Annotated in this window: 30 protein-coding genes and 1 tRNA gene; 9 read left to right on the top strand and 22 right to left on the bottom strand. The window is 64.4% G+C overall.

Translation table 11 applies throughout. The annotated features are described in order from the left end of the window. The first annotated feature begins 114 nt into the window (after positions 1–114). Together JQ631_RS07945 and JQ631_RS07940 are read left to right on the top strand one after the other, a co-directional pair. Positions 115–744 (top strand): TetR/AcrR family transcriptional regulator, encoded by a 630-nt coding sequence (locus JQ631_RS07945; RefSeq protein WP_212325262.1) that lies wholly within the window; start codon positions 115–117, stop codon positions 742–744. Between the two features lie 145 nt (positions 745–889). Next, complete coding sequence (locus JQ631_RS07940; protein ID WP_212325260.1) at positions 890–1,189, top strand: hypothetical protein; 300 nt, start codon at positions 890–892, stop codon at positions 1,187–1,189. Positions 1,190–1,222: 33 nt separating this feature from the next. Here the strand turns inward: JQ631_RS07940 and JQ631_RS07935 are convergent. From JQ631_RS07935 to JQ631_RS07905, 7 genes are all read right to left on the bottom strand, one after another. Beyond that, positions 1,223–1,300 (bottom strand) — tRNA-Pro (locus JQ631_RS07935). A 107-nt stretch (positions 1,301–1,407) separates the two neighbouring features. Continuing rightward, positions 1,408–1,986 carry a MerR family transcriptional regulator gene (locus JQ631_RS07930; protein WP_212325258.1) on the bottom strand — a complete coding sequence of 193 codons (579 nt, stop codon included), beginning with the start codon at positions 1,984–1,986 and terminating at the stop codon, positions 1,408–1,410. Positions 1,987–2,013: 27 nt separating this feature from the next. Continuing rightward, positions 2,014–2,355, bottom strand: coding sequence for an integration host factor subunit alpha (locus tag JQ631_RS07925; RefSeq protein ID WP_018456841.1), 342 nt, complete (start codon positions 2,353–2,355; stop codon positions 2,014–2,016). A gap of 133 nt (positions 2,356–2,488) precedes the next feature. Continuing rightward, positions 2,489–3,469, bottom strand: coding sequence for a beta-ketoacyl-ACP synthase III (locus JQ631_RS07920; protein ID WP_212325256.1), 981 nt, complete (start codon positions 3,467–3,469; stop codon positions 2,489–2,491). After that, entirely contained in the window at positions 3,466–4,527 is a 1,062-nt protein-coding gene (gene plsX, locus JQ631_RS07915; protein ID WP_212325254.1) for a phosphate acyltransferase PlsX, read from the bottom strand. The genes JQ631_RS07920 and plsX overlap by 4 nt, the downstream gene beginning before the upstream one ends. Before the next feature lie 297 nt (positions 4,528–4,824). Then, a complete protein-coding gene (locus JQ631_RS07910) occupies positions 4,825–5,400 on the bottom strand; it encodes a YceD family protein (RefSeq protein ID WP_212325252.1) in 576 nt (191 codons plus the stop codon). After that, on the bottom strand, positions 5,397–5,960 hold the full coding sequence (locus JQ631_RS07905) for a ubiquinol-cytochrome C chaperone family protein (protein WP_212325250.1): 564 nt from the start codon (positions 5,958–5,960) through the stop codon (positions 5,397–5,399). Before JQ631_RS07905 ends, JQ631_RS07910 begins: the two co-directional genes overlap by 4 nt. A 98-nt stretch (positions 5,961–6,058) precedes the next feature. Here JQ631_RS07905 and JQ631_RS07900 point away from each other — a divergent pair, with 98 nt between their 5' ends. Together JQ631_RS07900 and JQ631_RS07895 are read left to right on the top strand one after the other, a co-directional pair. Then, complete coding sequence (locus tag JQ631_RS07900) at positions 6,059–6,544, top strand: outer membrane protein assembly factor BamE (protein WP_212325249.1); 486 nt, start codon at positions 6,059–6,061, stop codon at positions 6,542–6,544. Positions 6,545–6,676: 132 nt separating this feature from the next. After that, positions 6,677–7,690, top strand: coding sequence for a Bug family tripartite tricarboxylate transporter substrate binding protein (locus JQ631_RS07895; protein WP_212325248.1), 1,014 nt, complete (start codon positions 6,677–6,679; stop codon positions 7,688–7,690). A 107-nt stretch (positions 7,691–7,797) separates the two neighbouring features. Here the strand turns inward: JQ631_RS07895 and JQ631_RS07890 are convergent, their stop codons facing one another. The 13 genes from JQ631_RS07890 to JQ631_RS07830 all read right to left on the bottom strand — a co-directional run bounded on the left by JQ631_RS07890 (position 7,798) and on the right by JQ631_RS07830 (position 18,710). Continuing rightward, positions 7,798–7,953, bottom strand: a complete 156-nt coding sequence (locus tag JQ631_RS07890) for a hypothetical protein (protein ID WP_212325247.1) — start codon at positions 7,951–7,953, stop codon at positions 7,798–7,800. Positions 7,954–8,057: 104 nt separating this feature from the next. Continuing rightward, positions 8,058–10,178 (bottom strand): sodium-translocating pyrophosphatase, encoded by a 2,121-nt coding sequence (locus JQ631_RS07885; protein WP_212325246.1) that lies wholly within the window; start codon positions 10,176–10,178, stop codon positions 8,058–8,060. 239 nt (positions 10,179–10,417) lie between these two features. Continuing rightward, complete coding sequence (gene thiL, locus JQ631_RS07880) at positions 10,418–11,416, bottom strand: thiamine-phosphate kinase (protein ID WP_212325245.1); 999 nt, start codon at positions 11,414–11,416, stop codon at positions 10,418–10,420. Between the two features lie 139 nt (positions 11,417–11,555). Then, complete coding sequence (nusB, locus tag JQ631_RS07875) at positions 11,556–12,050, bottom strand: transcription antitermination factor NusB (protein ID WP_212325244.1); 495 nt, start codon at positions 12,048–12,050, stop codon at positions 11,556–11,558. 3 nt (positions 12,051–12,053) lie between these two features. Beyond that, the gene (ribH, locus tag JQ631_RS07870) at positions 12,054–12,545 is read right to left on the bottom strand and encodes a 6,7-dimethyl-8-ribityllumazine synthase (RefSeq protein WP_212325242.1); all 492 of its coding nucleotides are present in this window, start codon (positions 12,543–12,545) and stop codon (positions 12,054–12,056) included. A gap of 76 nt (positions 12,546–12,621) precedes the next feature. Further along, positions 12,622–13,248 (bottom strand): riboflavin synthase, encoded by a 627-nt coding sequence (locus JQ631_RS07865; RefSeq protein ID WP_212325240.1) that lies wholly within the window; start codon positions 13,246–13,248, stop codon positions 12,622–12,624. A 1-nt stretch (position 13,249) separates the two neighbouring features. Continuing rightward, the gene (gene ribD, locus JQ631_RS07860; RefSeq protein ID WP_212325238.1) at positions 13,250–14,398 is read right to left on the bottom strand and encodes a bifunctional diaminohydroxyphosphoribosylaminopyrimidine deaminase/5-amino-6-(5-phosphoribosylamino)uracil reductase RibD; all 1,149 of its coding nucleotides are present in this window, start codon (positions 14,396–14,398) and stop codon (positions 13,250–13,252) included. After that, on the bottom strand, positions 14,395–14,877 hold the full coding sequence (gene nrdR, locus JQ631_RS07855) for a transcriptional regulator NrdR (RefSeq protein ID WP_212325236.1): 483 nt from the start codon (positions 14,875–14,877) through the stop codon (positions 14,395–14,397). The genes ribD and nrdR overlap by 4 nt, the downstream gene beginning before the upstream one ends. 15 nt (positions 14,878–14,892) lie before the next feature. Further along, the gene (gene glyA, locus JQ631_RS07850; protein WP_212325235.1) at positions 14,893–16,191 is read right to left on the bottom strand and encodes a serine hydroxymethyltransferase; all 1,299 of its coding nucleotides are present in this window, start codon (positions 16,189–16,191) and stop codon (positions 14,893–14,895) included. A 288-nt stretch (positions 16,192–16,479) separates the two neighbouring features. Continuing rightward, entirely contained in the window at positions 16,480–16,701 is a 222-nt protein-coding gene (locus JQ631_RS07845) for a hypothetical protein (protein ID WP_212325234.1), read from the bottom strand. 37 nt (positions 16,702–16,738) lie between these two features. Next, the gene (locus JQ631_RS07840) at positions 16,739–16,975 is read right to left on the bottom strand and encodes a hypothetical protein (protein ID WP_212325233.1); all 237 of its coding nucleotides are present in this window, start codon (positions 16,973–16,975) and stop codon (positions 16,739–16,741) included. Between the two features lie 196 nt (positions 16,976–17,171). Further along, complete coding sequence (gene ldtR, locus JQ631_RS07835; RefSeq protein WP_027529973.1) at positions 17,172–17,690, bottom strand: transcriptional regulator LdtR; 519 nt, start codon at positions 17,688–17,690, stop codon at positions 17,172–17,174. A 516-nt stretch (positions 17,691–18,206) separates the two neighbouring features. Further along, complete coding sequence (locus JQ631_RS07830; RefSeq protein ID WP_212325232.1) at positions 18,207–18,710, bottom strand: DUF6163 family protein; 504 nt, start codon at positions 18,708–18,710, stop codon at positions 18,207–18,209. A gap of 123 nt (positions 18,711–18,833) precedes the next feature. Between JQ631_RS07830 and hemB the strand changes: the two genes are divergently transcribed. The 3 genes from hemB (at position 18,834) to JQ631_RS07815 (ending at position 21,533) form a co-directional block, all read left to right on the top strand. Continuing rightward, positions 18,834–19,895 carry a porphobilinogen synthase gene (gene hemB, locus JQ631_RS07825; protein ID WP_212325231.1) on the top strand — a complete coding sequence of 354 codons (1,062 nt, stop codon included), beginning with the start codon at positions 18,834–18,836 and terminating at the stop codon, positions 19,893–19,895. Between the two features lie 179 nt (positions 19,896–20,074). Then, complete coding sequence (locus JQ631_RS07820; RefSeq protein WP_212325230.1) at positions 20,075–20,626, top strand: RDD family protein; 552 nt, start codon at positions 20,075–20,077, stop codon at positions 20,624–20,626. Positions 20,627–20,756: 130 nt separating this feature from the next. Further along, entirely contained in the window at positions 20,757–21,533 is a 777-nt protein-coding gene (locus JQ631_RS07815) for an arginyltransferase (RefSeq protein WP_212325229.1), read from the top strand. 5 nt (positions 21,534–21,538) lie between these two features. Here JQ631_RS07815 and JQ631_RS07810 read toward each other — a convergent pair whose 3' ends face one another. Next, on the bottom strand, positions 21,539–22,903 hold the full coding sequence (locus JQ631_RS07810; RefSeq protein WP_212325227.1) for an Nramp family divalent metal transporter: 1,365 nt from the start codon (positions 22,901–22,903) through the stop codon (positions 21,539–21,541). A 171-nt stretch (positions 22,904–23,074) separates the two neighbouring features. Between JQ631_RS07810 and JQ631_RS07805 the strand changes: the two genes are divergently transcribed. Continuing rightward, entirely contained in the window at positions 23,075–24,319 is a 1,245-nt protein-coding gene (locus JQ631_RS07805; protein WP_212325225.1) for an MFS transporter, read from the top strand. Here the strand turns inward: JQ631_RS07805 and JQ631_RS07800 are convergent. Continuing rightward, a complete protein-coding gene (locus JQ631_RS07800; protein WP_212325223.1) occupies positions 24,316–25,575 on the bottom strand; it encodes an adenylate/guanylate cyclase domain-containing protein in 1,260 nt (419 codons plus the stop codon). The genes JQ631_RS07805 and JQ631_RS07800 overlap by 4 nt on opposite strands. Before the next feature lie 166 nt (positions 25,576–25,741). On the opposite strand from JQ631_RS07800, the gene JQ631_RS07795 reads away from it, so the two are divergent. Beyond that, positions 25,742–26,899, top strand: coding sequence for an MFS transporter (locus JQ631_RS07795; RefSeq protein WP_212325222.1), 1,158 nt, complete (start codon positions 25,742–25,744; stop codon positions 26,897–26,899). Positions 26,900–26,913 lie beyond the last annotated feature (14 nt).

Here is a 26,913-nt window from a genome sequence, read left to right as displayed (position 1 = left end):
GCTCCTGCCCTCATTTGCTGCGCCCGGCCGATTGCTACTATCCATCGGGTGCCGACGCTGGCTATAATGCGAGCATTCACTCGCTTTTCCTACTCGCATTCGGAATGCAGGATCATGGCGCGCAAGCCGCCGACAAAACCCCGCAAAAATGCCTCGCAGGAACGATCCCGCGCCACCGTCGATGCACTGGTCGAGGCAACTGCTCGCATTCTGGTGCGCGAAGGCTTTGAGAAGACCAGCACCAACCGGATCGCCGAAATCGCCGGTGTCAGCGTCGGCTCGCTCTATCAATATTTCCCGAGCAAGGAGGCGCTGGTCGCCGCCGTGATCGACCGTCATCACGATGAGATCATGGGGATCGTCCGCACGACGCTCACCGAAATCATGGACATGCCGATCGAAAAAGCCGTACGCCGCCTCGTCACCGTCGCGATCGACGCGCACCGCGTCAACCCCGGACTGCATCGGGTGCTTGCCGAGCAGATCCCCCGCGCCGGAAAGCTCGACGTCGAAGCCTTCAACCGCGAGGTCCACACCCTGGTGCGCGCCTATCTCGACAGCCGCCGCAAGGAGATGCGCAAGATCGACCTCGATATCGCAACCTTCATCTGCGTCAGCGCGATCGAAGCGGTTGCCCACAACACGGTGCTGAACCAGGCCGAGATACTGTCGGAGAAGACGGTGCGGACGCTGGTGGACGAGACGACGCGGATGGTGGTGGGGTTCTTGCGTCCTTCCACCTAGCATTCGCCATGAGGCCGATCCTCGGCGCGACCTCGTTGCAAAATTGTCGCATTTCAAAAACCCGTGCACGCGAGCCGTGCGAGGGGGTTGAATTCTGCAAGGGAGCACTACCTATCCGGGCAGGGAATATACCTGAGAAAATCAGATGATTAAGTCACCAGAATGGAAGGCCATCACGGTCGCCGCGACGATTGCATGCGTGTCCATTTTTCTTTTGGCCGTCGACGCGGGCCTGGACCTGAACGTCAGCGGGTTGGCCCAGCGCCTGGAGAGCGCGCAAGCCTCATTCGTGGACACGATGGGGCAATATCAACTTGCCTTCGCCGTTCCGACCTGGGCCCGCGGCAGGACTCCTGCGGAGCAGCCGTGTCCCGCAATCAGTGCTGACCGCCAGCCGCTGACATTGGATTGCCCGGAACATACAGGGTCACTTGCCGATCAGTGATCGCGCAAGCATTCGGCCCTACTTTGAAGAAAATGGTCGGAGCGAGAGGATTTGAACCTCCGACCCCTAGTCTCCCAGACTAGTGCGCTAACCGGGCTGCGCCACGCTCCGAACGTCGTTCCATTAGCTAGGATCGCTGCTTTGCGCAAGGCAAGGTCACAGCATTTTGGTGTTCTCACCCAAGCCCCGGAACTGCCCGTAAAGCCGGCGAAAGGTCCTCACCCGTCGTTCAGCGCCTGATCGAGCATGTCCCGGCACGCGACGAGGTCGGCAAGTGCCTTGCCAAGCCGCTCCCGATCTAGCGCACTGGGGCCGGCGGGCGCGGCGGGGGCGCCGCCCTTGCGGAAGGTGGTGAGAATGTCCTCGTCGTCGACCTCCGTGAAGCGGAAGTCGATTCCTTCCTCTTCGTCGCCCTGGTAGTCGTCATCGTCGCTATCGGCGACGCCCTTGATGGGGGCCTCGTCGTCGGGCTCCATCAGGCTCGCGCCGATGGCATCCTCGATCGCCCCGAACGAGACCGCGGCCGAGCCGTCGGCCAGCCCCTGCACCGATTTGACGCCGTGCTCCTTCAGGATCCGCTGCACCCCGCGGATGGTATAGCCCTCCCCGTAGAGCAGCCGACGGATGCCCTTGAGCAGGTCGACATCGTCGGGCCGGTAATACCGGCGGCCGCCGCTGCGCTTCATCGGCTTGATCTGGGAGAAACGCGTCTCCCAGAACCGCAGCACGTGCTGCGGAATGTCGAGTTCCTGCGCTACTTCGCTGATCGTTCGGAACGCATCCGGCGCCTTGTCCAAATGCCAAATCCTTCGCGTAGGCGCGACTTACGCCTCGGGTTGAGCCTTGCTGGCATCGCCATTGGTGCGGTGCTGGGCGTTGATCCGCTGCTTCAGGATCGCCGACGGCTTGAACACCATCACCCGGCGCGGCGAGATCGGCACCTCGGTGCCGGTCTTCGGATTGCGGCCGATGCGCTGACCCTTTTTGCGGACCATGAAGGACCCGAACGAAGACAGCTTCACCGTCTCGCCCTTTTCAAGGCAGTCGGTGATCTCCTTCAGTACGAGTTCCACGAAAGCGGACGATTCCGTCCGCGACAGGCCCACCTTCTGGTAGACGGCCTCGCAGAGGTCGACACGCGTTACGGTTTTACTTTGATCGGTCATCGCCCTGCCCCACATCACGGCGAACAATTGTTGTCTGAAATTATGAGCTTACGATACGGCGGTCAACACCGCTCATCAATGCAGACGCATCGATATCAGGCGCTGATTCCGACAAAATTTTATCGATGTGGCTTTACCAGCGCACCAGGGCGGAGCCCCAGGTGAAGCCGCCGCCCATCGCCTCCAGCAGGACCATGTCGCCGCGCTTGATGCGGCCGTCTCTGCGCGCCACCGACAGCGCCAGCGGAATCGAGGCCGCCGAGGTGTTGCCGTGCCGATCCACCGTCAGCACCACCTTCTCCGGCGCGATATGGAGTTTGTGGGCGGAGGCGTCGATGATTCGCTTGTTGGCCTGATGCGGCACGAACCAGTCGATGCCGTCGGCATTGAGCCCGGTCGCCTGGAAGGCATCCACGATCACGTCGGTGATCATGCCGACCGCATGCTTGAAGACCTCGCGGCCCTCCATGCGCAAATGACCGACGGTCTGGGTCGAGGACGGCCCGCCATCGACGAACAGTTTGGCCTTGTGGCGGCCGTCGGAGCGCAGATGCGTGGTGACGATGCCGCGGTCGGTCGCGGGATTGCCCGGCTGCTCCTGCGCCTCCAGCACGACAGCGCCGGCGCCGTCGCCGAACAGCACGCAGGTGCCGCGGTCGTTCCAGTCGAGGATGCGCGAGAAGGTCTCGGCGCCGATCACCAGCGCGCGCTTGTAGGCGCCGGTGCGCAGGAAATTGTCGGCCGTGGCAAGCGCGAACACGAAGCCCGAGCACACCGCCTGAAGATCGAACGCCGCACCGTGATTGACGCCGAGCCCATGCTGCACGGAGACGGCGGTCGCGGGAAACGTATTGTCCGGCGTCGAGGTCGCGAGCACGATCAGCTCGATCGACTGGGCGTCCACACCGGCATCCGTAAGCGCGGCCTGCGCCGCCTTGATCGCCAGATGCGAGGTGAATTCGCCCTCGGCGGCAACGTGCCGTTCGCGAATGCCGGTTCGCTGCACGATCCACTCGTCGGACGTGTCGATACGCGCCGCCAACTGGGCGTTGGTCACCACCTGCTCCGGCAAATAAGAGCCGCAGCCCAGCACGACCGAACGAATTTGAGTCACGAAACAGCCTCCTGCGCGGACTGCACGGAATTAAGTGCGCCACCCTCGCGGTTGAGCATCTGATTGATCTTGTTCAGGAGATCGTAGTGAGCCATTTCATAGCCAACATCGATCGCATAGGCAAAGCCTTCGGCGTTGATTCCGCCGTGGCTCTTGACCACCAGTCCGTTGAGACCCAGCAACACGCCGCCGTTCGACTTGTTCGGGTCCATCTTGTCGCGCAGGGCCTGGAAGGCATTGCGCGCAAACAGATAACCGAGCTTGGACAGCCAGCTCCGCTGAATCTCGTTACGGAGTAATTCCGCCATCTGGCGTGCGGTTCCTTCGGCAGCCTTGAGCGCGATATTGCCGCTGTACCCCTCGGTCACGATCACATCGGCCGTCCCCTTGCCGATGCCGTCGCCTTCGACGAAACCGACATATTCGAGTTCCGGCAGGTTCATCGCGCGCAGGATTTCGTTGGCCTCGCGGATCTCCTCGTGCCCCTTGATTTCCTCGGTTCCGATGTTGAGCAGGCCGACCGTGGGGCGCTTCTTGTCGAACACCACGCTCACCATGGCCGCACCCATCACGGCGAGCGCCACCAGATGGCGTGCATCGCCGCCGATCGTGGCGCCGAGATCGAGCACGACCGACTGGCCGCGCTTGGTTGGCCAAATCCCGCTGATGGCCGGGCGGTCGATGCCCCGCAGCGTACGCAGATGGAACCGGGCCATCGCCATCAGTGCGCCGGTATTGCCGGCGGAGACCGCGACATCGGCCTCCCCCTTCTTCACCGCATCGATCGCGAGCCACATCGAGGAGGTTTTGCGACCGCGCCGTAGCGCCTGGCTCGGCTTGTCCGAGCCGCTGACGGCGACGTCGGTATGGATGATCTTCGAAACGGCCTTGAGATGTGGATGCCGATCGAGCTCGGGCCCGATCCTGGCGCGGTCCCCGACCAGCAGGAATTCGGTGTCGCGATGCTTGGCGAGCGAGATGGCAGCGCCCGGAATGACCACGGCGGCGCCGGCGTCGCCCCCCATGGCGTCCAGCGCGATGCGAACCTTGCTTGGCATAGAAGTCCCGGAAACCTGGTCTGGTGCGGTCGTCGACGAGCGGGGCCGCGAGATGGGTCCGCCATGGACATGGCGACCGGCCAAGCGCCACGCCGCACCCGAACCGGGGCGGACAATAGCGTTTTGCTATCCCGAAACAACCTCTTGCCCCCAGCCTTTTGGATTAAGGGCGATCCGACGACGGATCCTCCAATTCAAAGAATTGACATAACAATCAAACGGATAGACAGGCCTTTCAAACTAGTCCCACAAACACCTCACGTCCCGTCACACAGCGGTCTTACGGGGAAGGTTCGACTATTTGCCCTTCTTCTTCCCCTGCTTGTTGTCCTGAAGCGCCTTCAGCGCAGCGAACGGATGGTCCTCGGGGTCGGGCGCGGTGACCTCCGCCTCGAACACGACACCCGGCTTGCGCGGATAAGGATCGATCGCCAGGAACAGCGCATCGGTCGCAATCCGGCCGAGGTCGATGATTCCGTTGACGATGGCCTCCGGCGGATCGGCGACCTCCGGGGGATCCTCGTCGTCCTGACCTTCCTCGATGAGGTCCTCCAGGCGGCGCGTCTCGGCCTCGGGCGCAAAGGTCAGGTCGACCTCCTCGTCGATCTCGCTCTCGATCGGATCAAGCGTGACGACACAGGTCTGGCCGACCCGGGCCTGGACGCGACCCGTGACCTGGACCCGGCCACCACTCTTCGGCTCCACGTCGAATTCGGCATGAGCCGACAGAACGTCGCGCAGGCCCGCGAGGTCGGCCATGGCCTGGCGCTCTGCGGCCGAAGCTTCGAGCTTACGGTGCACGCCGGTATCGGGAATCTGCGCCACGATCACGGGCGCGCGCCAGGGGTCGGGTCCGGTCATCGGTCGGTTCATGATGCCTCGTCCTCCCGAAGCGGTGCGGGAAATTTGAATGCTCCAAGCAACAACGCGGGGTCGCCTGTCTGGCCGAGATCCGCATTCGCAGTCACCGCATAGGCTGCCAGAAGCCGCGCCTGATCCATGCCGGCCCCATTCAAGATATTCTTGCAGATCGCCTGCGCCAGCGCCTCATTATCGGTCTCGACGGCCTGGTCGTAGGCTTGGTCGTAGGCCTGGGCGCGGCCATAGAAGGCCTCGCCGAAGGCTCTCATCCGCTTCGGGACGGTCTGGTCACCTACGCCCATCTCGCGCAGATTGTCGTCCATGTCCTCGCAGAACCGATCAAACAGGGCCTGCGACAGCTCCACCCCGCTTTGGGCAGTCCGCAGCCGCCGCAGCAACAGCCAGAGGTGCAGAAGCAACAGGTCGAAACGGCCATTAACCGTATCCGGTACGCCCAAGTCCCGGTAAAATATGGGTTCTCGCGCCTGCGTCACGATCATGCCATAGATGGCCTCAATGGTGCCGGCCGGGGCTAGCCGGGGTTTCCTGAAGTGATTGAACGGCCAAAGCATTGTGGTTTCCGCAAGCGGGCGCGCGTGAGTTGCATTCAGAGCCTCCGCCCGGTACTTCAGCGCCTCGCGCGACGCAAGGGGACGGAATCAGTTCCACGATGACGATAACGAACCAGACCAGCCTGCGCGCGGACAAGCGGCGCGGCCTATTTGCGCGCTGGCGCGGCCTGCGCGTGCTCGCGGCCGTGGCCTTGGTCGGCGGCGCCCTTGCGGGGTGCACCGGCGAGCAGTTCCAGAAGGGCTACATCCTGCCGCCTGGCGCACTCGAGCAGATTCCGATCGGCGCGAGCCAGGACCAGGTGCTGATCGTGATGGGTACGCCCTCCACCGTCGCGACGCTGGACGGCGAAGTGTTCTATTACATCTCGCAACGCTCCGAGCGCATGGTCGCCTTCATGAACCAGAAGGTCGTCGACCAGCGCGTGATCGCGATTTATTTCGACAAGAACCGCCGCGTGCGCCGGCTTGCGAACTACGGCCTCCAGGACGGCAAGATCTTCGACTCCATCAGCCGGACCACGCCGACGTCGGGTCAGGAGATGAGCTACCTCGCACCGCTGTTCAAGCTGCTCAGCTTCAACTGAGAACGTGAGCCGGCATTCTCTGCCTGCGGCGTCGTGACGCTCTCCGCACGTCGCTCGCAGTCGCATGCGGCTTGCCGTTGTAGGCCCGGTTCCCTACGCTCCCTGCAAAACAAGAAAGCTGGGAGTGGATTCGTGCTCAAGAAACTTCAGAACAGATTATTGTCCCGTCGTCACGTGCTTGCGGGAGCGGCGGGGCTCTCGGCCGCAGCGCTCCTACCGCGATCGAGCCTCGCCGACTGGAAGCCGACCGAGAACGTCCGCATCATTGTGCCGGCTGCGGCCGGCGGCTCAACCGATGTGATGGGCCGTTTGCTCGCCGCCCATCTCCAATCCGCCTGGGGCCAGACTGCGGTCGTGGAGAATCGCTCGGGCGGCGGCGGCACGATCGGGACAGCCGAGGTGGTTCGCTCCAAGGCTGACGGCCACACCATCCTGATCGGCAATCCCGGTCCGAACGCAATCGCCTACAGCATCTTCAAGAACCTCAGCTACAAGCCTGAGCAGCTACAGCCTGTTACCAACATGATCCGGATCCCGAACATCGTGTCGGCACATCCGAAGACCGGCATCAAGTCGATCGCCGAGCTGGTCTCCTATCTGAAGGCCAATCCGGACAAGCTGAGCTACGCCTCCTCCGGCGTCGGCCAGAGCCCTCACCTCACCGGCGCCTGGTTCCTCCAGCTCACCGGACTGAAGATGACGCACATCCCGTTCCGCGGCGCCGGACCGGCGCTCCAGGCCGCGCTCGCCGGCGACATCCAGATCCTGTTCGACAATCTCTATCCGAGCCTGCCGCAGGTGCAGAACGGCACGCTCAACGGCCTCTGCGTCACCACGATCGAGCGCAGCGAGCTCGCACCGAACCTGCCGACCATGCGTGAGAGCGCGCCGGAGCTTGCCAATTTCGACGTGTCGTCATGGTTTTCGGTGTTTCTGCCGAAGGGCGTCCCGGCCCCGGTGCTGGAGGCGCTCAATCTCCAGGTCAAGGCGATGCTGGAGCGCGACGACATCAAGAAGCAGATCATCGCCATGGGCGCCCGCACCGACTACGGCACACCGCAGCAATTCTCCGACTTCGTGGATGCCGAGACGAAGAAGTTCGCCGGCATCATCCAGAAGGAAGGGCTGCAAATGGACGTGCAATGACGCGGCGAGAGCGTCCGATCCATCAAACAAAAACCCCGCATCTCGCGGGGTTTTTCTTGGATCGCTGCCACAAGAAGCGATGATGTTTAGACCCAGTTGCATCGCGCCTAGGACGACTTGTTGATCTTCTTGACCTTGGCATCGGTGGTCTCGATCGCCAAAGCGAGTTCCAATATGGCCTTGGATAGCAATTCGGCGGCCTCCTTCTGATCCTGCGACTTGGCGGCTCGGAGTGCATAATTCCGGGCGGATGAGAGCGACATGGATTGATCTCCGTGTTTGTTCGCAGGCAGCGAACGAGGTTATTGCCAAACAAAAACCCCGCGGCTCGCACCGCGGGGTTTTCTCATTTTCACGTCAGCGCCGCTCAGTGCGCCAGGATCGCCAGCAGGAGCAAGGCCACGATGTTGGTGATCTTGATCATCGGGTTCACCGCGGGGCCCGCGGTGTCCTTGTAGGGATCGCCGACGGTGTCACCGGTCACGGCCGACTTGTGGGCGTCAGAGCCCTTGCCGCCGAAATGACCGTCCTCGATGTACTTCTTGGCGTTATCCCAGGCGCCGCCGCCCGAGGTCATCGAGATCGCGACGAACAGGCCCGTCACGATCACGCCGAGCAGCATGGCACCGACCGCCGAGAACGCCGCGGACTTGCCGGCCACGCCGCCGCCCGCGATCGCGTAGATCACGAAGTAGACGACGATCGGCGACAGCACCGGAAGCAGCGAGGGGATGATCATCTCCTTGATCGCCGCACGGGTCAGCAGGTCGACCGCCTTGCCGTAGTCAGGCTTGTCGGTACCCTGCATGATGCCCGGCTTCTCGCGGAACTGACGACGTACCTCCTCGACGATCGCGCCGGCCGCACGGCCGACCGCGGTCATGCCCATCGCGCCGAACAGGTATGGCAGCAGGCCACCGAACAGCAGGCCCACCACGACGTACGGATTGTTCAGCGAAAAGTCCGGATTGACGCCGGCGAAGTAGGCGTGGTTCGCGGAGTCCGCAACGAAGAACTTGAGGTCCTGGTTGTAGGCCGCGAACAGCACGAGCGCACCGAGACCGGCGGAGCCGATCGCGTATCCCTTCGTCACCGCCTTGGTGGTGTTGCCGACCGCGTCGAGCGCGTCGGTCGACTTGCGCACTTCCTTGGGCAGACCCGCCATCTCGGCGATGCCGCCGGCGTTGTCAGTCACCGGGCCGAACGCGTCGAGGGCTACGACCATGCCGGCCAGCGCCAGCATGGTGGCGGTCGCGATCGCGATGCCGAACAGGCCGGCGAGGCTGTAGGTGACCAGGATGCCGGCGATGATGACGATCGCGGGCAGCGCGGTCGCTTCCATCGAGACGGCGAGACCCTGGATCACGTTGGTGCCGTGACCGGTCACCGAGGCCTGGGCGATCGACTTCACCGGACGATAGTCCGTACCGGTGTAGTATTCGGTGATCCAGATGATCAGCGCGGTGACGATGAGGCCGACCACGCCGCATTGGAACAGCGACATGCCGGTGTACTCGACGCCGTCGAGCTTGCCGAAGCCGATCAGATAGTAGATCACGCCGGCAATGCCGATCAGCGACAGCACGCCGGTTGCGATCAGGCCCTTGTAGAGCGCGCCCATGATCGACTGGCTCGGCCCGAGCTTCACGAAGAAGGTGCCGATGATCGAGGTGATGATGCAGATGCCGCCGATCGCGAGCGGCAGCGTCATCATGTTGGCGAGGATCGGCGTCTTCGCAAAGAAAATCGCCGCGAGCACCATGGTGGCGACCGCTGTCACTGCGTAGGTCTCAAAGAGGTCGGCGGCCATGCCGGCGCAATCGCCCACGTTGTCGCCGACGTTGTCGGCAATCGTGGCCGGGTTGCGCGGATCGTCCTCGGGAATGCCCGCTTCGACCTTGCCGACGAGATCGCCGCCGACGTCCGCACCCTTGGTGAAGATGCCGCCGCCGAGACGGGCGAAGATCGAGATCAGGGAGGCGCCGAAGCCGAGCGCCACCATGGCGTCGATGACGGTGCGGCTGTCGGGTGCGAGCTTCAGCGAGTGAACCAGGAAGCCGAAATACAGCGTCACGCCAAGCAGCGCGAGACCCGCCACCAGCATGCCGGTGATCGCGCCCGCCTTGAAGGCGAGTTCGAGGCCGCCGGCGAGCGACGTCGTCGCAGCCTGCGCGGTGCGCACATTGGCGCGGACAGAGACGTTCATGCCGATGAAGCCGGCCGCCCCCGACAGGATTGCGCCGATCAAGAAGCCGATGGCGACGTAGAGACCAAGGAAGTAGGCAAGCAGCACGAAGATGACGATGCCGACAATTCCGATCGTGGTGTATTGGCGTCGCAGATACGCCTGTGCACCCTCAGCGACCGCTCCCGCGATCTCCTGCATGCGCGGTGACCCCGCATCCGCGCTCAACACCGAAGACGTCGCCCAAATCGCGTAGACGACGGAAAGCACTCCGCAGAGCACAATCAACCATAATGCTGTCATGTGATTTTTTGCCTCAGATCCTTGATGTACGTACCCCCGGCGCCTTTTGTTTTTCCGACAAGCGGTGCGGCGCCCTTATGTTGAACAGGGCCGCCCCTTGCCCGAAGGGGCGGCCCTAGTCGATTGCAAGCTTGCCAAAATCAAATTGAGGGTGCAACGCCGGATAAGGCCGAAAAGGCCGATCTCGGCAGGTATTTAGACCTAATCCCGCGCGGCTGGGCGCCAGCCTGGCGCAATTCCTAAAAGTGGCTGTAGGACAGCCGCTTCAAGACCAACTCCTGGCCTTGCCCATCCAGGAAGCACGGCCGCTCATGGCCCGCGACGATGGTGCCGATCGCCGTGACGGCCAGACCCACTGCCCGCCCCGCTTCCATCAGCGCATCGCTCTGTGCCGGCGGCACCGTGCAGAGCACCTCGTAGTCGTCGCCCCCGGCAAGCAGCGTCTCAACGCAAATGGCGTTGCAGGCAACCAGGCCGGCCGCAGCGGGTGAGAGGGGCACGCGCGCCACGTTGATCGTGGCCGAGACGCCGGACGCCGCGCAGAGTTTCGTCAGGTCGCCCGCGAGCCCGTCGGAGACGTCCATCGCCGCGGTCGCGCGGTCGCGCACGGCCTGCGCCAGCACGTTGCGCGGCTGCGGGATCAGATAGCGCGCGATCAGCGCTTCTCTTGCAGCTGGATCGGACGTCAGCGCCGTGGCCGCAGCACCACCGGTGAGCACATCGAGGCCGAGCGCGGCATCGCCGATCGTCCCCGTCACCAGGATAACGTCGCCCGGCCGCGCGCCGGTGCGGCCAACCATCCGCCCCTTTGGCACGCGGCCGAAGGCCGTGATCGAGATCATCTGCGGGCCCGGCGTCGATACCGTGTCGCCGCCGAGCAGCGGACAGGCAAAGGTCTCAGCGTCCTCGCCGAGCGCATCCGCAAACGGCCTCAGCCAGGAGTCTTCCTTGGCGCGCAGTGCCAGCGTCAGCACGAAGCCGGCGGGCGCAGCCCCCTTGGCGGCGAGATCAGACAGGTTCACCCGAAGCGCCTTGCGCGCAATGGTTTCGGGGGGATCGTTGGCAAGATAATGCACGCCTTCGACGACGGCATCGGTGGTGACGACGATGTCGTCGCCGGACGAGGACAGGATCGCGGCGTCATCGACCAGCCCGAACGCACCGGGATCAGTCGCCAGCGGCTTGAAATAGCGCGCGATGAGGGAGTCTTCGGCGGAAGCGTCTTGTGCGTTGGTCATCGGCGCTAGCCCCACACTTCACGGTCATCGCCCGGCTCGACCGGGCGATCCAGTACGCCGAGACGCCCGAAATCAATTGCCGCTGCCGCGGCGTACTCGATCACCCGCTTTCGCGGGTGGTGACAGCGGAATGTGCGACCTAGCCCCGCCCGAATTCGTCACCGCGAAACTGGCGGCCGATCTGGTCGAGCACTGCGTTGACCATGCCGGTCTCGTCGCGGTCGACGAAGGCATTGGCGACATCGACATATTCGGAGACCACCACGCGGCCGGGCACATCCTTGCGATGCTGGAGCTCATAGGCCCCTGCCCGCAACACCGCGCGCAAGATCGCCTCGATCCGCTTCAAGGGCCAGCCCTTCGACAACGCCTCATCGATCAGGGGATCGAGCTTCTTCTGGTCGCGAACGACGCCGGAGACGACGTCACGGAAGAACGCGGCTTCCGCCGGCAGATAGGTGTCGCCCTCGACCTCGTTGCCGAGCCAGTGGCTTTCGAACTCCGCAAAAATGTCGTTGATGCCGGCGCCGGCGATATCCATCTGGTACAGCGCCTGGACGGCCGCAAGCCGCGCCGCACCGCGCCGGTTCGCCTTCTTCTCCGCAGGACCTGCCGGTTTCCTGATGTCAGCCATGGCTCAGGCCCGCGCCAGACGGCGTTTGATGCGCAGCATCGCGATCGCGGCGCGCGCGGCATCGCCGCCCTTGTTGAGTTCGCTGGCGCGCGCCCGCGCCCAGGCCTGGTCCTCGTTGTTGACGGTGAGGATACCGTTGCCGAGCGGCAGCTTGCGCGCCACCGCGAGATCCATCAGCGCGCGCGAGGATTCCTGCGAGACGATCTCGAAATGAATGGTGTCGCCGCGGATCACGCAGCCAAGCGCGATCACCGCGTCATAGGGCTTGCCGTTCGCCGCAGCCGCGTCGACAGCAATCGCCACCGCCGCCGGGATCTCCAGCGCACCGGGAACCGTGATCACGTCATGGGTCAGGCCGGCGGCCTTCAGCTCGGTCACGGCACCGTCCAGAAGCGCGTCCTGGAGATCGTCATAGAACCGCGCCTCGACCACAAGCGCACGCGCGCCGGAAATGTCGGTCTGGTCCTTCAGGGGTGCGCGCCGCGCGTCTGCCATCGTCTCGATCCGTTTTAGTCAGTCGTCTCTTGGGTCGGCGCGTTATGTAGTCGCCGCGGGCACGTAAGCCAAGTTCTTAAACCGTCATTTCCGTCAGCCGCGCCGCATAGCGGGCCATCAGGTCGACCTCGATATTCACCTCACTGCCCGCCTTCCAGCCGCCGATGGTCGTGACATCAAGAGTATGAGGGATGATCAGCACCGAAAAGGTCGCGTCATCGACCGTATTGACCGTCAGCGACACGCCGTCGAGCGTGATCGAGCCCTTGGTAGCGATGAAGCGCGCCAGCTCCCGCGTCGTGGAGAGCTTGAACCGCGCCATGTCGGGCAGGTCCTCGCGGCTGACGACGGTGGCGATGCCGTCGGCATGGCCGGCGACGATGTGGCCGCCGAGTTCGTCGCCGATCTTGAGCGCACGCTCGAGATTGAGCCGCGTGCCCAGCTTCCAGTGCTTCGCCGTCGTCAGCGCCAGCGTCTCGGCGGCGGCATCGACGTCAAACCAGGTACTTTGTTTAGAATCCTTGCCATCGGCGACGCCGGAGGCGACCACAGTAAGGCAGACGCCGTTGTTGGCGATCGAGGCGCCGTCGGCGATGGTAGCTTGATCGTAGCTGCAGGCGATACGCAGACGGTGCAATTGCCCTTGCGCCACGGGCTTGAAGCTGACGATCTCGCCGATATCGGTGACAATGCCGGTGAACATGTTAGGCGCGCTCGTAGATGGTGAGAGTATCGTGGTCGAACGTCTCGCTAGCATGAACCTTGTAGGCCTGCGACTGCGTGATTTTCGACAGGGGCAATGCATCGAGCGCATCGACCCCGGCGGGGCCAACCTCTTCCGCTCCGCGGAACAACCAGATCTCGTCGACGAGGTCGGCCGATACGAAGGATGCCGCAACGCGGCTGCCGCCCTCGACCATCAGCCGCGTGATGCCCTTCTCGGCCAGCGCATGCAGCACGGCCGGAAGATCGAGCCCGGATGCACCGTTCGGCGGCATGCGCATGATTTGCGCACCGGCTGCGCCAAGGCGGGTCGCAACGGCCGCTTCCGCAACCTCCGAGCCGATCACCCAAAGCGGCGTCTCGCGCGCGGAGCGCACGAGCTGGCTCGAGGCCGGGATGCGCAGGCTCTGGTCAAGCACGACGCGTACCGGCGAGCGCGCCGCCATGCCTGGCAGGCGGCAATTGAGCTGCGGATCATCCGCCAGCACCGTGCCGATACCGACGAGGACCGCATCGCTTCGCGCGCGCAGGAGATGCACGCGATCGCGCACGGCCTGGCCCGTGATCGCAAGCGGCTTGCCGCCCTCAGCGCCGATCTTGCCGTCGGGCGAGACCGCAAGCTTCAGGATGACGTGCGGACGCCTGTCGCGGATGCGACGGAAATGGCCGGCATGGTCGAACGCGGCCTCCGCCGCGCACAGGCCCACATCCACCGCAATGCCGGCGGCGCGAAGGCGCGCATGGCCCTGCCCTGCAACTTCAGGATTGGGATCCTCGATCGCCGCCACAACGCGCTTGATGCCGGCGGCGATCACCGCATCGGCACAGGGCGGCGACTTGCCGAAATGCGAGCAAGGCTCGAGCGTGACGTAGAGCGTGGCGCCGCGCGCCGCCTCGCCTGCCCGCCGTAACGCTTCAGGCTCGGCATGCGGCCGTCCGCCGGACTGCGTCCAGCCGCGGCCGACGATGACGCCGTCCTTGACGATGACGGCGCCCACGGCCGGATTGGGCCAGGTGCGCCCCTGCCCGCGCCGGCCAAGCGCCAGCGCCAGCTGCATGAAGCGCTGATCGGCGTCCTTGGACTCACGGATCTTCCGGGCGAACTGATCCTCCAGGATGCGGAAGATCATTTGCGGATCGCGGCGAGCCGCGCTTCCTCCTCACCGGAGAGCTCGCCGAGCACGTCGGCGAAATCCTTGGCCTCGCGGAAATTGCGGTAGACCGAGGCGAAGCGCACATAGGCGACGTCATCGAGCGTGCGCAGATGCTCCATCACGGTCTCGCCGATCACCTCGGAGGAGATCTCGGCCTCGCCCCCGGTCTCGAGCTCGCGCACGATGGTGGAGACCATCTTCTCCACCCTTTCAGGCTCGACCGGCCGCTTCCGCAAGCTGATCGACACTGAACGCATCAACTTGTCGCGGTCAAAAGGCACGCGACGGCCGTTGCGCTTGATCACCGTGAGCTCGCGCAATTGCACGCGCTCGAAAGTGGTGAACCGAAAATTGCAGGCGATGCACACGCGCCGCCTGCGGATGACGGAAGACTCTTCGGTCGGACGCGAGTCCTTTACCTGCGTATCGAGACTGTTGCAGTTCGGGCAGCGCATCCGTTGATCCCAGCCTTACTGATAGATCGGGAACCGGTCGGTGAGCTCCTTGACCCGTTCCTTGATCGCGGCTTCCACCAGCGGCGCCTTGCCGTCGGAGGACTGCGCGATCGCGTTGAGCACCTCGGCGATCATGCCGCCGACCTGCTGGAATTCAGCGACGCCGAAGCCGCGGGTGGTCGCCGCTGGCGTGCCGAGGCGAATACCCGAGGTGACAAACGGCGACTCGGGGTCGAAGGGAATGCCGTTCTTGTTGCAGGTGATGGCGGCGCGAACCAGCGCCTTCTCCGAGGCGTTGCCCTTCAGGCCTTTCGGCCGGAGGTCAACGAGCATCAGATGGTTATCGGTGCCGCCGGAGACAATGTCGAACCCATGGCTCTTCATCGCCTCGGCCAGCGCCTTGGCATTCTCGACGACGTTCTTCGCATAGATCTTGAAGTCCGGACGCAATGCCTCGGCGAAGGCGACCGCCTTGGCTGCGATCACATGCATCAGGGGGCCGCCCTGGAGCCCCGGGAAGATCGCCGAGTTGAACTTCTTGGTCAGCGCCTCGTCATTCCACAGCATCAGGCCGCCGCGCGGTCCACGCAGCGATTTGTGTGTCGTGGTGGTGGTGATGTGGGCATACGGCACGGGCGAAGCATGAACGCCACCGGCAACGAGGCCCGCGAAATGCGCCATGTCGACCAGCAGGTACGCGCCGACCGAGTCCGCGATCTCACGAAAACGCTTGAAATCCCAGGCGCGCGAATAGGCGGAGCCACCGGCGACGATCAGCTTCGGCTTGACCTCTTCGGCCTGCTTGGCGACTGCGTCCATGTCGATGAGCTGGTCCTCGCGGCGCACGGTGTAGTGCGCAGCCTTGAACCACTTGCCGCTCATGTTCACGGGCGAGCCGTGGGTGAGATGGCCGCCGGCCGCAAGATCGAGTCCCATGAAGGTGTCGCCGGGCTGGAGCAGCGCCAGGAACACGGCCTGGTTCATCTGGCTGCCGGAGTTCGGCTGCACGTTGGCGAAGTTGGCGCCGAACAGCTTCTTGGCGCGATCGATCGCGAGGTTCTCGGCGACGTCGACCCACTCACAACCGCCGTAATAGCGCGCGCCCGGGTAACCCTCTGCATACTTGTTGGTCATGACCGAACCCTGCGCTTCCAGCACGGCCCGGCTGACGATGTTCTCGGAGGCGATCAGCTCGACCTCATGACGCTGCCGGCCGAGTTCGCCCTTGATGGCGGCGGCGATTTCCGGGTCGGCCTGCTCGAGCGAGGCCGTGAAAAACGAATCGGGCGCAGAGGCGGTCTTTGCGAGGGTCATCTTGCGAATATCTCCAGCGCCGCAGCCTTTTGGCGGGCTACGGGGGTCTTGGTGTGGCGATCGGAAGCGGCGAGCGCGATCTACCACATCACCCCGCCCCGGCCAAGCATTTGCGGGTCGGGCCTCGGAATTATGCCAGATATTGTGGAGATGGTCGGATTTCGAGCCCCGCGAGCTGACGGGACTGCCCGGCATGGAGACGCGGATTGGCCGGTTCGGCGGCCCAACCCTTGCGCCGGCTGGGCCGGTGGCCCTCCGGGCAGCAAATTGCCCCTCCGCTCTGCCGGTCTACAGCCCGGTATACCCCGCCTTTACCGGATCCACGCTGCCGTCGAGCTGGCGCAGATAGGTCAGGCCGCAGACCGTCAACCTGTGGGTGTCCTTTTCCCCGGCTTCCATCAGAGTGTTGAGGTAGTTGGTCACCTTGATCCGCGCCTCATCGCTCGCCGCCGCCGTCCGGTTGGCGAGCAGGTCATAGGTCTTCATGATGCGGTCGATGGCAGCTTCCATGGCACCCTCTGGTCTTGCAGAATTTTGGGAGTCTTGATCAGGCAACCGCCCTGGCCTCGGGCTGCGCCTCGAAGCGCGTGATCGCCTTGTTGGCGAGCCTGAGCTTGTTGAATTCGCCGTGCTGGAGCAGCTTGATGATGATCTCGAGCAGGCGTTCGTTGGTGACGAGCGTGTCGGGGATCGAGCCGGAGCGGCGGAGGTAATTCGCGGCGATGGCATAGGCATCGCTCACGAGTTCGACGTTCATTGCCTGCATCCCGCGCTCGACCAGCATCGCGTCCTCCAATCCGGAAAGACAACTGTGACGCGAGGATCTGGTTCCGCCTATCAGGTCATTTTTTCGCAAGCGCGAAATGACGTCAAAACGCACCGGTCCGGAGCAAGCCGGGCCGGCGCGCTTGGGGAAGGCAAGCACGTCAGAAGGCCTGCCGGTCTTGTTATGGGCCGGCTTGGCCTTGTTCCTCTGGAAATCAGAGGCGATACAGGATCTGGTCGGTCCAGAACCGCTCGAGGCGGTGCAGCGACTTGTTGAGGGTCGAGAACTCCTCGCCGGAGATGCCACCGACCTGCTCCACCGTCTTGACGTGCTTCTGGTAGAGAGAGTCGACGATGCGGCGGACTTCCTGGCCCTGCGGCGTCAGGCGGATGCGCACCGAGCGGCGGTCAACGCGCGAACGCTGATGGTCGAGGAAGCCGAGCTCGACGAGCTTCTTCAGATTGTAGGAGACGTTGGAGCCGAGATAGTAACCGCGCGTGCGCAGCTCGCCCGCGGTCAGCTCCTTGTCACCGATGTTATAGAGCAGGAGCGCCTGCACGGAGTTGATGTCGGCGCGGCCACGACGATCGAACTCGTCCTTGATCACGTCGAGGAGCCGGCGATGCAGCCGCTCCACCAGAGTCAATGCTTCCAGATAGAGCGACTGCACCGAACCCTGCGGGCCCGAAACGCGCTCTGCGGTATCTGCCGCAGTTGCGACGGCTTTCATCATGACACTTCCCCTGTTGTCGTTTTTATCGACACTTATTCGACGAAACTTGTGCTCCGTCTGATAGGTGCAACTTAAGGGGGGCGTTTGAAGATCGGCTTAAATAAGAGAATAAAGAGATCATGAATTTAAGACAGTGAATTGCGGATTAAGCCTGTCCCACAAGCACTTTTCGCAACCGTCTGTTGACCGTCACAAGGTCCTGTTCACCCTCCGTCCGCTCCTGATGTCACATTCCAGAACAGCCCCGCCCCGTTTCGAAACGCTCACGTAAGAGCTGTGGCTGAAATCGCTAGGTCAATGAAAAGTTACCTCGAATTTGAGGCAACCAGCGGTCAACCAAGTCACCACGACTTCGCAAACTCGGCGCGCGTGTCCCGGACAAGCGAAGCGCAGATCCGGGACCTAGAAAGCCAAAAGTTAGATTTGCCGAGAGATTGGACCCCGGCTCTGCAGCGCATCACTGCGTGCTGCGCAGCGTCCGGGGCGCGAGAGCGTGTGTGTGTTGAATCGTCTGCGCTACGGCGGCCGTTCACGCGCGGCCATCCAGGCGAGCGCGAGATAAGCGGCGAGCATGAACGCCTCGACGCCGACGACGATCAAGCTGCCGCCATAGATGCCCGGAAACATCAGCTCGATCACGGCCATTGAGACCACGGTCGTGAGCCACACCACAGCGCCCCAGGGCGTGGCGAGCCAAAGGCCAACGGCGGCGACGAGCTCGATCACGGCAAAGTAGATGGTCGAAGCCTGCCAGGCCATGGACTGGTTCTCGAACGCCTCGTCCTCGCCGCCGACGAAGCCGGTCACTTGTGCCCAGTGGTAGAGGCCCTTGAGGATCGACAACAGCGCCATCACTCGCAGGAACAGCACAAGCCGGCGCGTCCAGACATTCTCGTCGGACTCGGCCCGCTCCGACGAGATCGCGGCCACCGACATCGCGCTGTCTCGGGCGCTGTCTCTGACGGCGTCCCTGGCATTGGCGCTGTCGCGGGCCGTATCGCGGGTGGAGATCTCGGACATGTCCCCTTCTGGCTGTTTCGCCCCGCAAAATCAATCGGCTGCCATCACCCTGCGGAAGGTCAGGCCGCGGTGACGGGAACCATGCGAGCTGGTATAAGAATAATTCCAGTCGGGAGAACAGTAATGGCGATCAAATACGGACGTCCGATCGAACTGCGCGAGGTCGCGCGCGGGACGGGTGCCGCGGTGCCCCATGCCCTCGATCTGACCGTCCGCCCGCGCCGCAACCGCAAGGCCGAATGGGCCCGGCGCATGGTGCGGGAGAATGTGCTCACGACCGACGACCTGATCTGGCCGCTATTCCTGATCGACGGCAACAACAAGCGCGAGTCGATCGCCTCGATGCCCGGCGTCGAGCGCCTCAGCGTCGACCAGGCCGTGCGCGAGGCCGAGCGCGCGATGAAACTGACGATCCCCTGCCTCGCGCTGTTTCCCTACACCGACCCGTCCTTGCGCGACGAAGAGGGCTCGGAAGCGACCAACCCGGACAATCTGGTCTGCCAGGCGGTGCGCGCGATCAAGAAGGAATTTCCGGAGATTGGAATCCTCTGCGATGTCGCGCTCGATCCCTTCACCAGCCACGGCCACGACGGCCTGATCTCGGACGGCAAGATTCTGAATGACGAAACGGTCGCGGTGCTGGTGCGCCAGGCGCTGGTGCAGGCGGAAGCCGGCTGCGACATCATCGCGCCTTCGGACATGATGGACGGCCGCGTCGCCGCGATCCGCGAGGCGCTGGACCGCACCGGCTTGCTCGATGTGCAGATCATGGCCTATGCCGCAAAGTACGCCTCGGCCTTCTACGGCCCGTTCCGCGACGCCATCGGCTCGGCCAAGACGCTGACCGGCGACAAGCGCACCTATCAGATGGACAGCGCCAATACCGACGAAGCACTGCGCGAGGTCGAGCTCGACATCTCCGAGGGCGCCGACATGGTGATGGTGAAGCCCGGCATGCCCTATCTCGACGTGGTCCGCCGCGTGAAGGACACGTTTGCGATGCCGACCTTCGCCTACCAGGTCTCCGGCGAATACGCGATGATCGCGGCGGCCGCCAACAACGGCTGGCTCGACGGCGACCGCGCGATGATGGAGAGCCTGCTCGCCTTCAAGCGCGCCGGCGCCGACGGCGTACTCAGCTACTTTGCGCCGAAGGCGGCGGAGAAGCTGCGCACTCAAGTGTGAGCTATCGTGGGCACGGCGCAAAACGCGCCTTTGCCCACCTTACGAGATCCTGCGCCAGAGGCCGCTCCCGCCCCCGAATCGCCGGAATATTTCGGCTTGTTAATGCCTGCGCGCCCTTGGCAGGGGAAATGCGTGTTCCCATGTCCTGCCTTGCGGAGTTTTCGCTGGGAGAACGGACAATGTCGTATTCGGACTCGGGCAATTCCGGCCCGCAAGCGCGCCCTTGGCGCAGCGATGGCGCGGCGCACGCCTATGATCCCTATTTGCATCCGGAACTGTTCCGCGGTGTCGCGACGCGACGCGTGTTCGCGTTCCTGATCGACATGGTCGTGATCTCTGTTCCCGTTATCCTCGGCTACATCTTCATCGCGCTGTTCGGCGTGGTGACGCTCGGTTTCGGCTGGGCACTGTTCTGGCTAGCCTGGCCGGCCTCCGTGATCTGGGCCATCGTCTATTACGGCGCTTGCATCGGCGGTCCATCGTCGGCGACGATCGGGATGCGGATCATGGATCTGGAGTTGCGCACCTGGTACGGCGCGCCCGGCTACTTTGTGCTCGGCGCCACCCATGCCGTGCTGTTCTGGGTCTCGGTCTCGTTCTTGTCGCCGTTCGTGGTGCTCGTTGGACTGTTCAACGGCCGCCGGCGCCTGCTGCATGATTTCGTGCTGGGCACGATCGTGATCAACAATTCCGTTCGGGCGCCCGTCCCCCAGACGGCGAGGACCTATTGAGAACCTTGTGATCAAGGACCTACTAACCTGGATCCGCTAGGCTGGCCGATCTGACCAGCCCAGCGGACCGATTGACCGGGAGCTTTCGTAGCGCGATGCTGATGCTCACTTCGGAGGCCCACGACGTCCCTTGACCCAGCACTCGCGCGACACCCCACAATTTTACCTCACGGCGCCGTCCCCCTGCCCTTATCTGCCGGGTCGGCATGAGCGCAAGGTGTTCACGCACCTCGTGGGTGACCGCGCCGGCGATCTCAACGACCTCCTGACCCATGGCGGGTTCCGCCGCAGTCAGTCGATCGCATACCGGCCCGCTTGCGATCAGTGCCGGGCCTGCGTCTCGGTCCGCGTCGTCGCCAACGAGTTCCGTCCGTCCCGCAACTTCCGCAAGGTGATGGCGCGCAACGCCGACATCGTCGGCGAGCAGCGCAGCGCGGTGCCGACGTCCGAGCAATATTCGGTGTTCCGCGCCTATCTCGACGCGCGCCACCGCCATGGCGGCATGGCCGACATGACCGTGCTCGACTACGCCATGATGGTCGAGGACAGCCATGTCGAAACCCGCATCATCGAGTACCGCAAGCGTGGCCCCGACAGCGGCATCACCGGCCGCGGCGAGGAGTTGATCGCGGTCGCGCTCACCGACGTGCTCAGCGACGGGTTGTCGATGGTCTATTCGTTCTTCGAGCCGAACCAGGTCAGCCGCTCGATGGGCACCTTCATGATCCTCGATCACATCGCGCGCGCGCGCCGGCAAGGCCTGCCTTACGTCTATCTCGGCTACTGGATCGAAGGCTCCAAGAAGATGGACTACAAGGCCCGCTTCCTGCCGCAGCAGCGGCTTGCCCCCTCAGGCTGGCTTCGCATCGACGCACAGGGCGATGCGACGTCCGAGCCGCAGGATTAGCGCCCTCACCCGAACAGCGTATCCACCAGCAGCTTGGCGTTCAAAATCACGATCACGCCCGCGACAATCCACGCGATCGCGGCGACGTATGGCGGTATCGCGAACTGCCCCATCTTGCGGCGATCGGAGACAAAGCGCACCAGCGGGATGACGGCGAAGGGCAGCTGCATCGACAGCACGACCTGGCTGAACACCAGCAGATCCGCGGTGCCGCGTTCGCCATAGATCGCGGTGACGGCGATCACCGGGATGATGGCGATGCCGCGCGTGAGCAGGCGGCGCGCCCAGTTCGGCAGGCGCAGATCGAGAAAGCCTTCCATCACGATCTGGCCGGCGAGCGTCGCGGTGACCGTCGAATTCAGGCCCGAAGCCAGCAGCGCCACGGCGAACAATGTCGAAGCAATGCCAAGACCGAGCAGCGGCGAGAGCAGCTCAAACGCCTGGCCGATCTCGGCGACGTCGGAATGGCCGCTCTTGTGAAAGGTCGCGGCCGCCACCACGAGGATCGCGGCGTTGATGAATAGCGCCAGCATCAGCGCAACGGTCGAGTCTGTCGTTGCCCATTTGATCGCTTCGCGCCGGCCCTCCTCGTTGCGCGCATAGGCGCGCGTCTGCACGATCGAGGAGTGGAGATAGAGATTATGCGGCATCACGGTTGCGCCTATGATGCCGATGGCGATGTAGAGCATCTCGGAATTGGTGAAGATGTCGGTCTTCGGCGCAAAGCCGCGCAGCACCTCCGCAACCGGCGGCGCCGCGGCGACGATCTGGACCGCGAAGCACACCGCGATCACAGCCAGCAGCGCCATGACGAAGGCTTCGAGGAAGCGGAAGCCGCGGTTCATCAGGACGAGCAGCAGGAATGCGTCGAGCGCAGCGATCAGTGCGCCGCCGATCAGGGGAATGCCGAACAGGAGTTTCAGCGCAATCGCGGTGCCGATCACCTCGGCGAGATCGCAGGCGATGATCGCCGCCTCGCAGGCGAGCCACAGCAGGAAGTTGACCGCCGGCGAATAGGTCGCGCGGCAGGCCTGCGCGAGGTCGCGGTCGGTGACGATACCGAGCCGTGCCGCCAGCGACTGCAGAAGGATCGCCATCAAGTTCGAGAGCAGGATGACCGAGAGCAGCGTGTAGCCAAACTTCGATCCACCGGCGAGGTCGGTCGCCCAATTGCCGGGGTCCATATAGCCGACCGAGACCATGTAGCCCGGGCCGACAAAGGCCAGCAGCCGCCGCCACCATGCTCCGGCCGCGGGGATGGCCACCGTGGCGTTCACCTCGGCGAGGCTCTTCGTGGTCGGCGCGTCAGTGCGCCAGCCGCCGGCGTTTTGGGCAGAATCCTGGGTCAGATCGGGCGATCGGGCATCCATGGGGCGAGAATACCGAAGTCGAGCCTTATTGCAACTCATTTGCAACTGCATCTAGCCGCGTAGGTTCCCGCCCACCGTCCCCGTTTTGCACCGCCCTGTCGGGAAGCGGGTGGGTTTGGGGACGCTCGGACGCCGATACTGGCGCCATCACGAGTTTGCAGGAAATGAGCCATGTCGAATCCGCCCCGCCTCCCCGACACCTTCAACCGCCTCGCCTGGTCCAACCTCGCCGCGCAGTCGGCCGAGCAGATCGCATTGGCTGCTGCCCCGATCGTCGCCGTGCTGACGCTGGGCGTGGCGGAAGGGCAGACCGGCCTGCTCCAGACCGCGCTCACCCTGCCCTTCGTCCTGTTCGCGATTCCGGCCGGCCTGCTTGCCGACCGCATCTCCCGACGTTCGCTGATGGCGGGGGCCGAGGCGCTGCGCGCGGTGGCGTTGGCGACCATCGTCCTGCTGCTCGCACTCGGTGCGCTCAATCTGTCGCTGTTGGCGTTGCTCGGCTTTGCTGCTGTGTGCGGCACCGTCGTCTACAGCGTCGCGGCCCCCGCCCTGGTGCCCTCGCTGGTGAGCGCGGAACTGCTGCCGGCTGCGAATGCGCGCATCGAGCTGGCGCGCACCATCGCCTTCGCAAGCGGCCCCGCGCTCGGCGGCGCCCTGGTGGGATGGTGGGGCGCCAGCCCGGCCTTCGGCTTTGCCGCCGCGCTCTCGGCGATCGCCGTGGTCTTGCTGTCCGGCCTCTACGAGCCCGCGCGTGCGCCGGTGCCGCGCCGCCATCCGTTCCAGGACATTCGCGAAGGCGCCGGCTTCGTGTTTCATCACCGGCTGCTGCGTCCCGTGTTCATCACCCAATTCATCTTCAACACCGGCTGGTTTTTGCAGATCGCAGTGTTCGTGCCCTACGCCGTGCGCCATCTCGGCCTGACCGCCGCCGGGGTCGGTACTGTACTGACGATGTACGGGGTCGGCATGGTGATCGGCGCGCTGTTTGCCACGCGCGTGATGAAACGCATTGCTTTCGGCACAGTGGTCGGCCTCGGCCCGGTCACCGGCTTCGTCGCAGCCGTGGTGATGGCGCTGACGGTGCTGGTGCCCTCACCCTGGCTTGCCGGTCTCAGCTTCTTCCTGCTCGGCGTCGGGCCGATCCTCTGGGTGATCTCGACCACGACGTTGCGCCAGTCGGTCACGCCACCACGCCTGCTCGGCCGCGTCTCCGCCATCAACATCATGAGCTATGGCGCCCGCCCGCTCGGCTCGGCGCTGGGCGCGATCGTCGGCGGTGTCTGGAGCGCGGAGGCGTGCCTGTATCTCGCCGCAGCCGTGTTCGGTGTGCAGGCGCTGGTGATCTGGCTGTCGCCGGCAGTAGCGCTCGATCGGCAGCCGGCCATGGTGGGGGATGAAGTGACGGCGCGGGCCTAATTCGCCAGATACCGCTCGTAGCTGCCTGTCACCGGCTCGCTCGCATCGACATCGGGGTCGAGCGTGTAGAGATCCTGCGCGCGGCCGATGCCGCGCAGCGCATAGCGACCGGTGGAGACGAGATAGCGGCGGCCGGCGGCGTCGAGGCCCTTGTAGAACTCGGCCGAGGCCAGCAGCTCGCGGTCGACCGAGCGGCTCATCGAGGCGATACGGCTGACCTCGTTCACTGTCGGCCCCACCACGGTGAAGTCGAGCCGGTCTTCGCTGCCGATATTGCCGTAAAAGACCTCGCCGACATGCAGGCCGATATAGGCGGATGTGGTCGGCCGGCCGTCAGCCGTCCGGCGCGCGTTCAGCGCCGCGACGTTCTGGCGGAACAGATGCTCGGCGCGTAGCGCGGCACGGCGGGCGTGCGCCATGTCCTCGCCTGTGAACATCGCGAGCACACCGTCGCCGATCAGCTTCAGGACGTCGCCGCCGGCCTCGTGAATCGCGTCAATCACGGCCTGGGCATAGTCGTTGAGGAACGGGATGATCTCGTCCGGCCCGATGCTCTCGCTGATCCCGGTCGAGCCGCGCAAATCCGAATACCAGAGCACGGCGTTGATGCGCTCGGTGACGCCGCGCGAAATGCGTCCGCCCAGCACCTGTTCGGAGGCGCCACGCCCGAGATAGACGCGGCCGAGCGTGCGCGCGATGTCGACCTGCTGCGCCGACTTGATCGCGAGCCCCAGCACCGGCACGAGATCGCGCAGAGCCTCCAGCTGGGCTTCGTCAAAGCCTTCATCGCGCCGCGTGGTCCAGCACGAATAGAGGCAATCCATCAGGCCGAGCGCGCCGTTCTCGCCGAAGCGATGCACGAAGGCGACATAGTGCTTGTGGCCCTTCTCGGCGAGTTCGCCGATCTGCGAGAAATCCATCGAGGGCGCGTCGGCCAGATCGATCACCATCTCGTCGTGGCCATGCTCGAGCATGTGGAAGAAAGTCGAGCGGCGCCAGCTCTTGGCCGCATCGCCTTCGGCGGTCGAGCCATATTCGAACACATCGCTCTCGTTGCTGGCCCGGTCACTCCAGCGGAAGCCGCGGCCCTCATAGATCGGATGCAGGGTGTCGATGACGACGAGACCGCGCGAGAGTTCCAGCCCTTCCGCGCGGCAGCGCTCGCAGAAGCCGCGCAGCAGCTCGATTTCGGGAAGGCCGGTGAGCCCCTGACCGGTCAGCCAGTTCATCAGCGCGAGGCGGGAGGTGAGTTGCATGCGTCATTATGGCGTGCATTCGTGACGAGCGAAAGGCCACGCGAAAACGTCGCCCCGCGAAGGCTCCCGCCCGGAGCAGGTCGAATATGTCGCGGACGCTGTTGACGCGCTCGCGCCTGGGGCCGCAAATGCAAATGATGACACAGACGGCCAGAAATATCGCGACATGAGCCAGCGCCAGCTTCCGATTATCTTCGCGCTCGGCACGACGCAGACCCTGGCCTGGGCCTCCAGCTATTATTTGCCGGCCCTGCTCGCCGATCCCATGGCGCATGATCTCGGCGTCTCCTCGAACTGGATCTTTGGCGCGTTCTCAGCCTCGCTCGTGATCTCGGCGATGCTGGGTCCACGCATCGGCCGGCAGATCGATCTCGTCGGCGGGCGGCAGGTGCTGTCGGCCTCGAACCTGACCATTGCCGCCGGCCTCGCCCTGCTCGGCTTCTCGCACTCCGTCGCCGTGATGGCGTTCGCCTGGCTCGTGCTCGGCATCGGCATGGCGATGGGACTCTATGACGCCGCCTTTGCTGCGCTCGGCCGCATCTACGGCACGGAGGCGCGCAGGCCCATCACCGGCATCACGCTGATGGCGGGCTTTGCCTCGACCGTCGGCTGGCCGCTCACCGCCTGGGGGCTTGCTCATTTCGGCTGGCGCGACACCTGTTTTGCCTGGGCCGCAGCCAACATCCTGATCGGCCTGCCCCTCAACTTTTTCATGCTGCCGACGATCAAGGGCGCGAAGCAGGCGGCAGTGACGGCGGAGAAGCCGCATTTGCCGATCGACCGCACCATGATCCTGCTCGCCTTTGTCTTCGCCGCGGTCTGGACCGTCACTGGCGCGATGGCGGTGCATTTCCCACGCATCCTGGAAGCCACGGGCGCGACGCATGTCGAGGCGATCGCCGCCGGCGCGCTGATCGGCCCGGCGCAGGTGATCGCGCGCATTCTCGAAGCGAGCGTGCTCAGCCGTTTCCATCCGCTGTGGTCGACACGGCTTGCCTGCCTGACGCACCCGATCGGCGCGGCCGTCGTCGCCATCTTCGGCGCGCCCGCCGCAAGCGCCTTTGCGCTGCTGCACGGCTCCGGCAATGGCATTTTGACGATCGCGCGCGGAACGCTGCCGCTCTCGATCTTCGGCCCGAAGGATTTCGGCTATCGCCTCGGCATCATCGGCGCGCCGGCACGCCTGGCGCAGGCTGTGGCGCCGCTGGCCTTCGGCCTGTTGATCGACGTCATGGGCGCGAAGGTGCTGATGGTCTCCTCTGCGCTGAGCCTGTCGGCGCTGGCGGCGCTGTTCCTGATCCGCGCAGAGCGGCGGCCGGATTGACCGTGCCGGCGCTT

The organism is Bradyrhizobium manausense, from assembly GCF_018131105.1.
Taxonomy (GTDB): Bacteria; Pseudomonadota; Alphaproteobacteria; order Rhizobiales; family Xanthobacteraceae; genus Bradyrhizobium; species Bradyrhizobium manausense_B.
Note: the sequence above shows the minus strand (reverse complement) of the source record. Positions and strands in the feature narration are given on the sequence as shown.

Excerpts from the sequence above, each read along its gene's own strand:
- JQ631_RS07945 (WP_212325262.1), top strand. The coding sequence starts at position 115 with ATGGCGCGCAAGCCGCCGACAAAACCCCGCAAAAATGCCTCGCAGGAA.
- JQ631_RS07940 (WP_212325260.1), top strand. The coding sequence starts at position 890 with ATGATTAAGTCACCAGAATGGAAGGCCATCACGGTCGCCGCGACGATT.
- JQ631_RS07925 (WP_018456841.1), bottom strand. The coding sequence starts at position 2,355 with ATGACCGATCAAAGTAAAACCGTAACGCGTGTCGACCTCTGCGAGGCC.
- plsX (WP_212325254.1), bottom strand. The coding sequence starts at position 4,527 with ATGCCAAGCAAGGTTCGCATCGCGCTGGACGCCATGGGGGGCGACGCC.
- JQ631_RS07910 (WP_212325252.1), bottom strand. The coding sequence starts at position 5,400 with ATGAACCGACCGATGACCGGACCCGACCCCTGGCGCGCGCCCGTGATC.
- JQ631_RS07905 (WP_212325250.1), bottom strand. The coding sequence starts at position 5,960 with ATGCTTTGGCCGTTCAATCACTTCAGGAAACCCCGGCTAGCCCCGGCC.
- JQ631_RS07900 (WP_212325249.1), top strand. The coding sequence starts at position 6,059 with ATGACGATAACGAACCAGACCAGCCTGCGCGCGGACAAGCGGCGCGGC.
- JQ631_RS07890 (WP_212325247.1), bottom strand. The coding sequence starts at position 7,953 with ATGTCGCTCTCATCCGCCCGGAATTATGCACTCCGAGCCGCCAAGTCG.
- JQ631_RS07885 (WP_212325246.1), bottom strand. The coding sequence starts at position 10,178 with ATGACAGCATTATGGTTGATTGTGCTCTGCGGAGTGCTTTCCGTCGTC.
- thiL (WP_212325245.1), bottom strand. The coding sequence starts at position 11,416 with ATGACCAACGCACAAGACGCTTCCGCCGAAGACTCCCTCATCGCGCGC.
- nusB (WP_212325244.1), bottom strand. The coding sequence starts at position 12,050 with ATGGCTGACATCAGGAAACCGGCAGGTCCTGCGGAGAAGAAGGCGAAC.
- ribH (WP_212325242.1), bottom strand. The coding sequence starts at position 12,545 with ATGGCAGACGCGCGGCGCGCACCCCTGAAGGACCAGACCGACATTTCC.
- JQ631_RS07865 (WP_212325240.1), bottom strand. The coding sequence starts at position 13,248 with ATGTTCACCGGCATTGTCACCGATATCGGCGAGATCGTCAGCTTCAAG.
- ribD (WP_212325238.1), bottom strand. The coding sequence starts at position 14,398 with ATGATCTTCCGCATCCTGGAGGATCAGTTCGCCCGGAAGATCCGTGAG.
- nrdR (WP_212325236.1), bottom strand. The coding sequence starts at position 14,877 with ATGCGCTGCCCGAACTGCAACAGTCTCGATACGCAGGTAAAGGACTCG.
- glyA (WP_212325235.1), bottom strand. The coding sequence starts at position 16,191 with ATGACCCTCGCAAAGACCGCCTCTGCGCCCGATTCGTTTTTCACGGCC.
- JQ631_RS07845 (WP_212325234.1), bottom strand. The coding sequence starts at position 16,701 with ATGGAAGCTGCCATCGACCGCATCATGAAGACCTATGACCTGCTCGCC.
- JQ631_RS07840 (WP_212325233.1), bottom strand. The coding sequence starts at position 16,975 with ATGCTGGTCGAGCGCGGGATGCAGGCAATGAACGTCGAACTCGTGAGC.
- ldtR (WP_027529973.1), bottom strand. The coding sequence starts at position 17,690 with ATGATGAAAGCCGTCGCAACTGCGGCAGATACCGCAGAGCGCGTTTCG.
- JQ631_RS07830 (WP_212325232.1), bottom strand. The coding sequence starts at position 18,710 with ATGTCCGAGATCTCCACCCGCGATACGGCCCGCGACAGCGCCAATGCC.
- hemB (WP_212325231.1), top strand. The coding sequence starts at position 18,834 with ATGGCGATCAAATACGGACGTCCGATCGAACTGCGCGAGGTCGCGCGC.
- JQ631_RS07820 (WP_212325230.1), top strand. The coding sequence starts at position 20,075 with ATGTCGTATTCGGACTCGGGCAATTCCGGCCCGCAAGCGCGCCCTTGG.
- JQ631_RS07810 (WP_212325227.1), bottom strand. The coding sequence starts at position 22,903 with ATGGATGCCCGATCGCCCGATCTGACCCAGGATTCTGCCCAAAACGCC.
- JQ631_RS07805 (WP_212325225.1), top strand. The coding sequence starts at position 23,075 with ATGTCGAATCCGCCCCGCCTCCCCGACACCTTCAACCGCCTCGCCTGG.
- JQ631_RS07800 (WP_212325223.1), bottom strand. The coding sequence starts at position 25,575 with ATGCAACTCACCTCCCGCCTCGCGCTGATGAACTGGCTGACCGGTCAG.
- JQ631_RS07795 (WP_212325222.1), top strand. The coding sequence starts at position 25,742 with ATGAGCCAGCGCCAGCTTCCGATTATCTTCGCGCTCGGCACGACGCAG.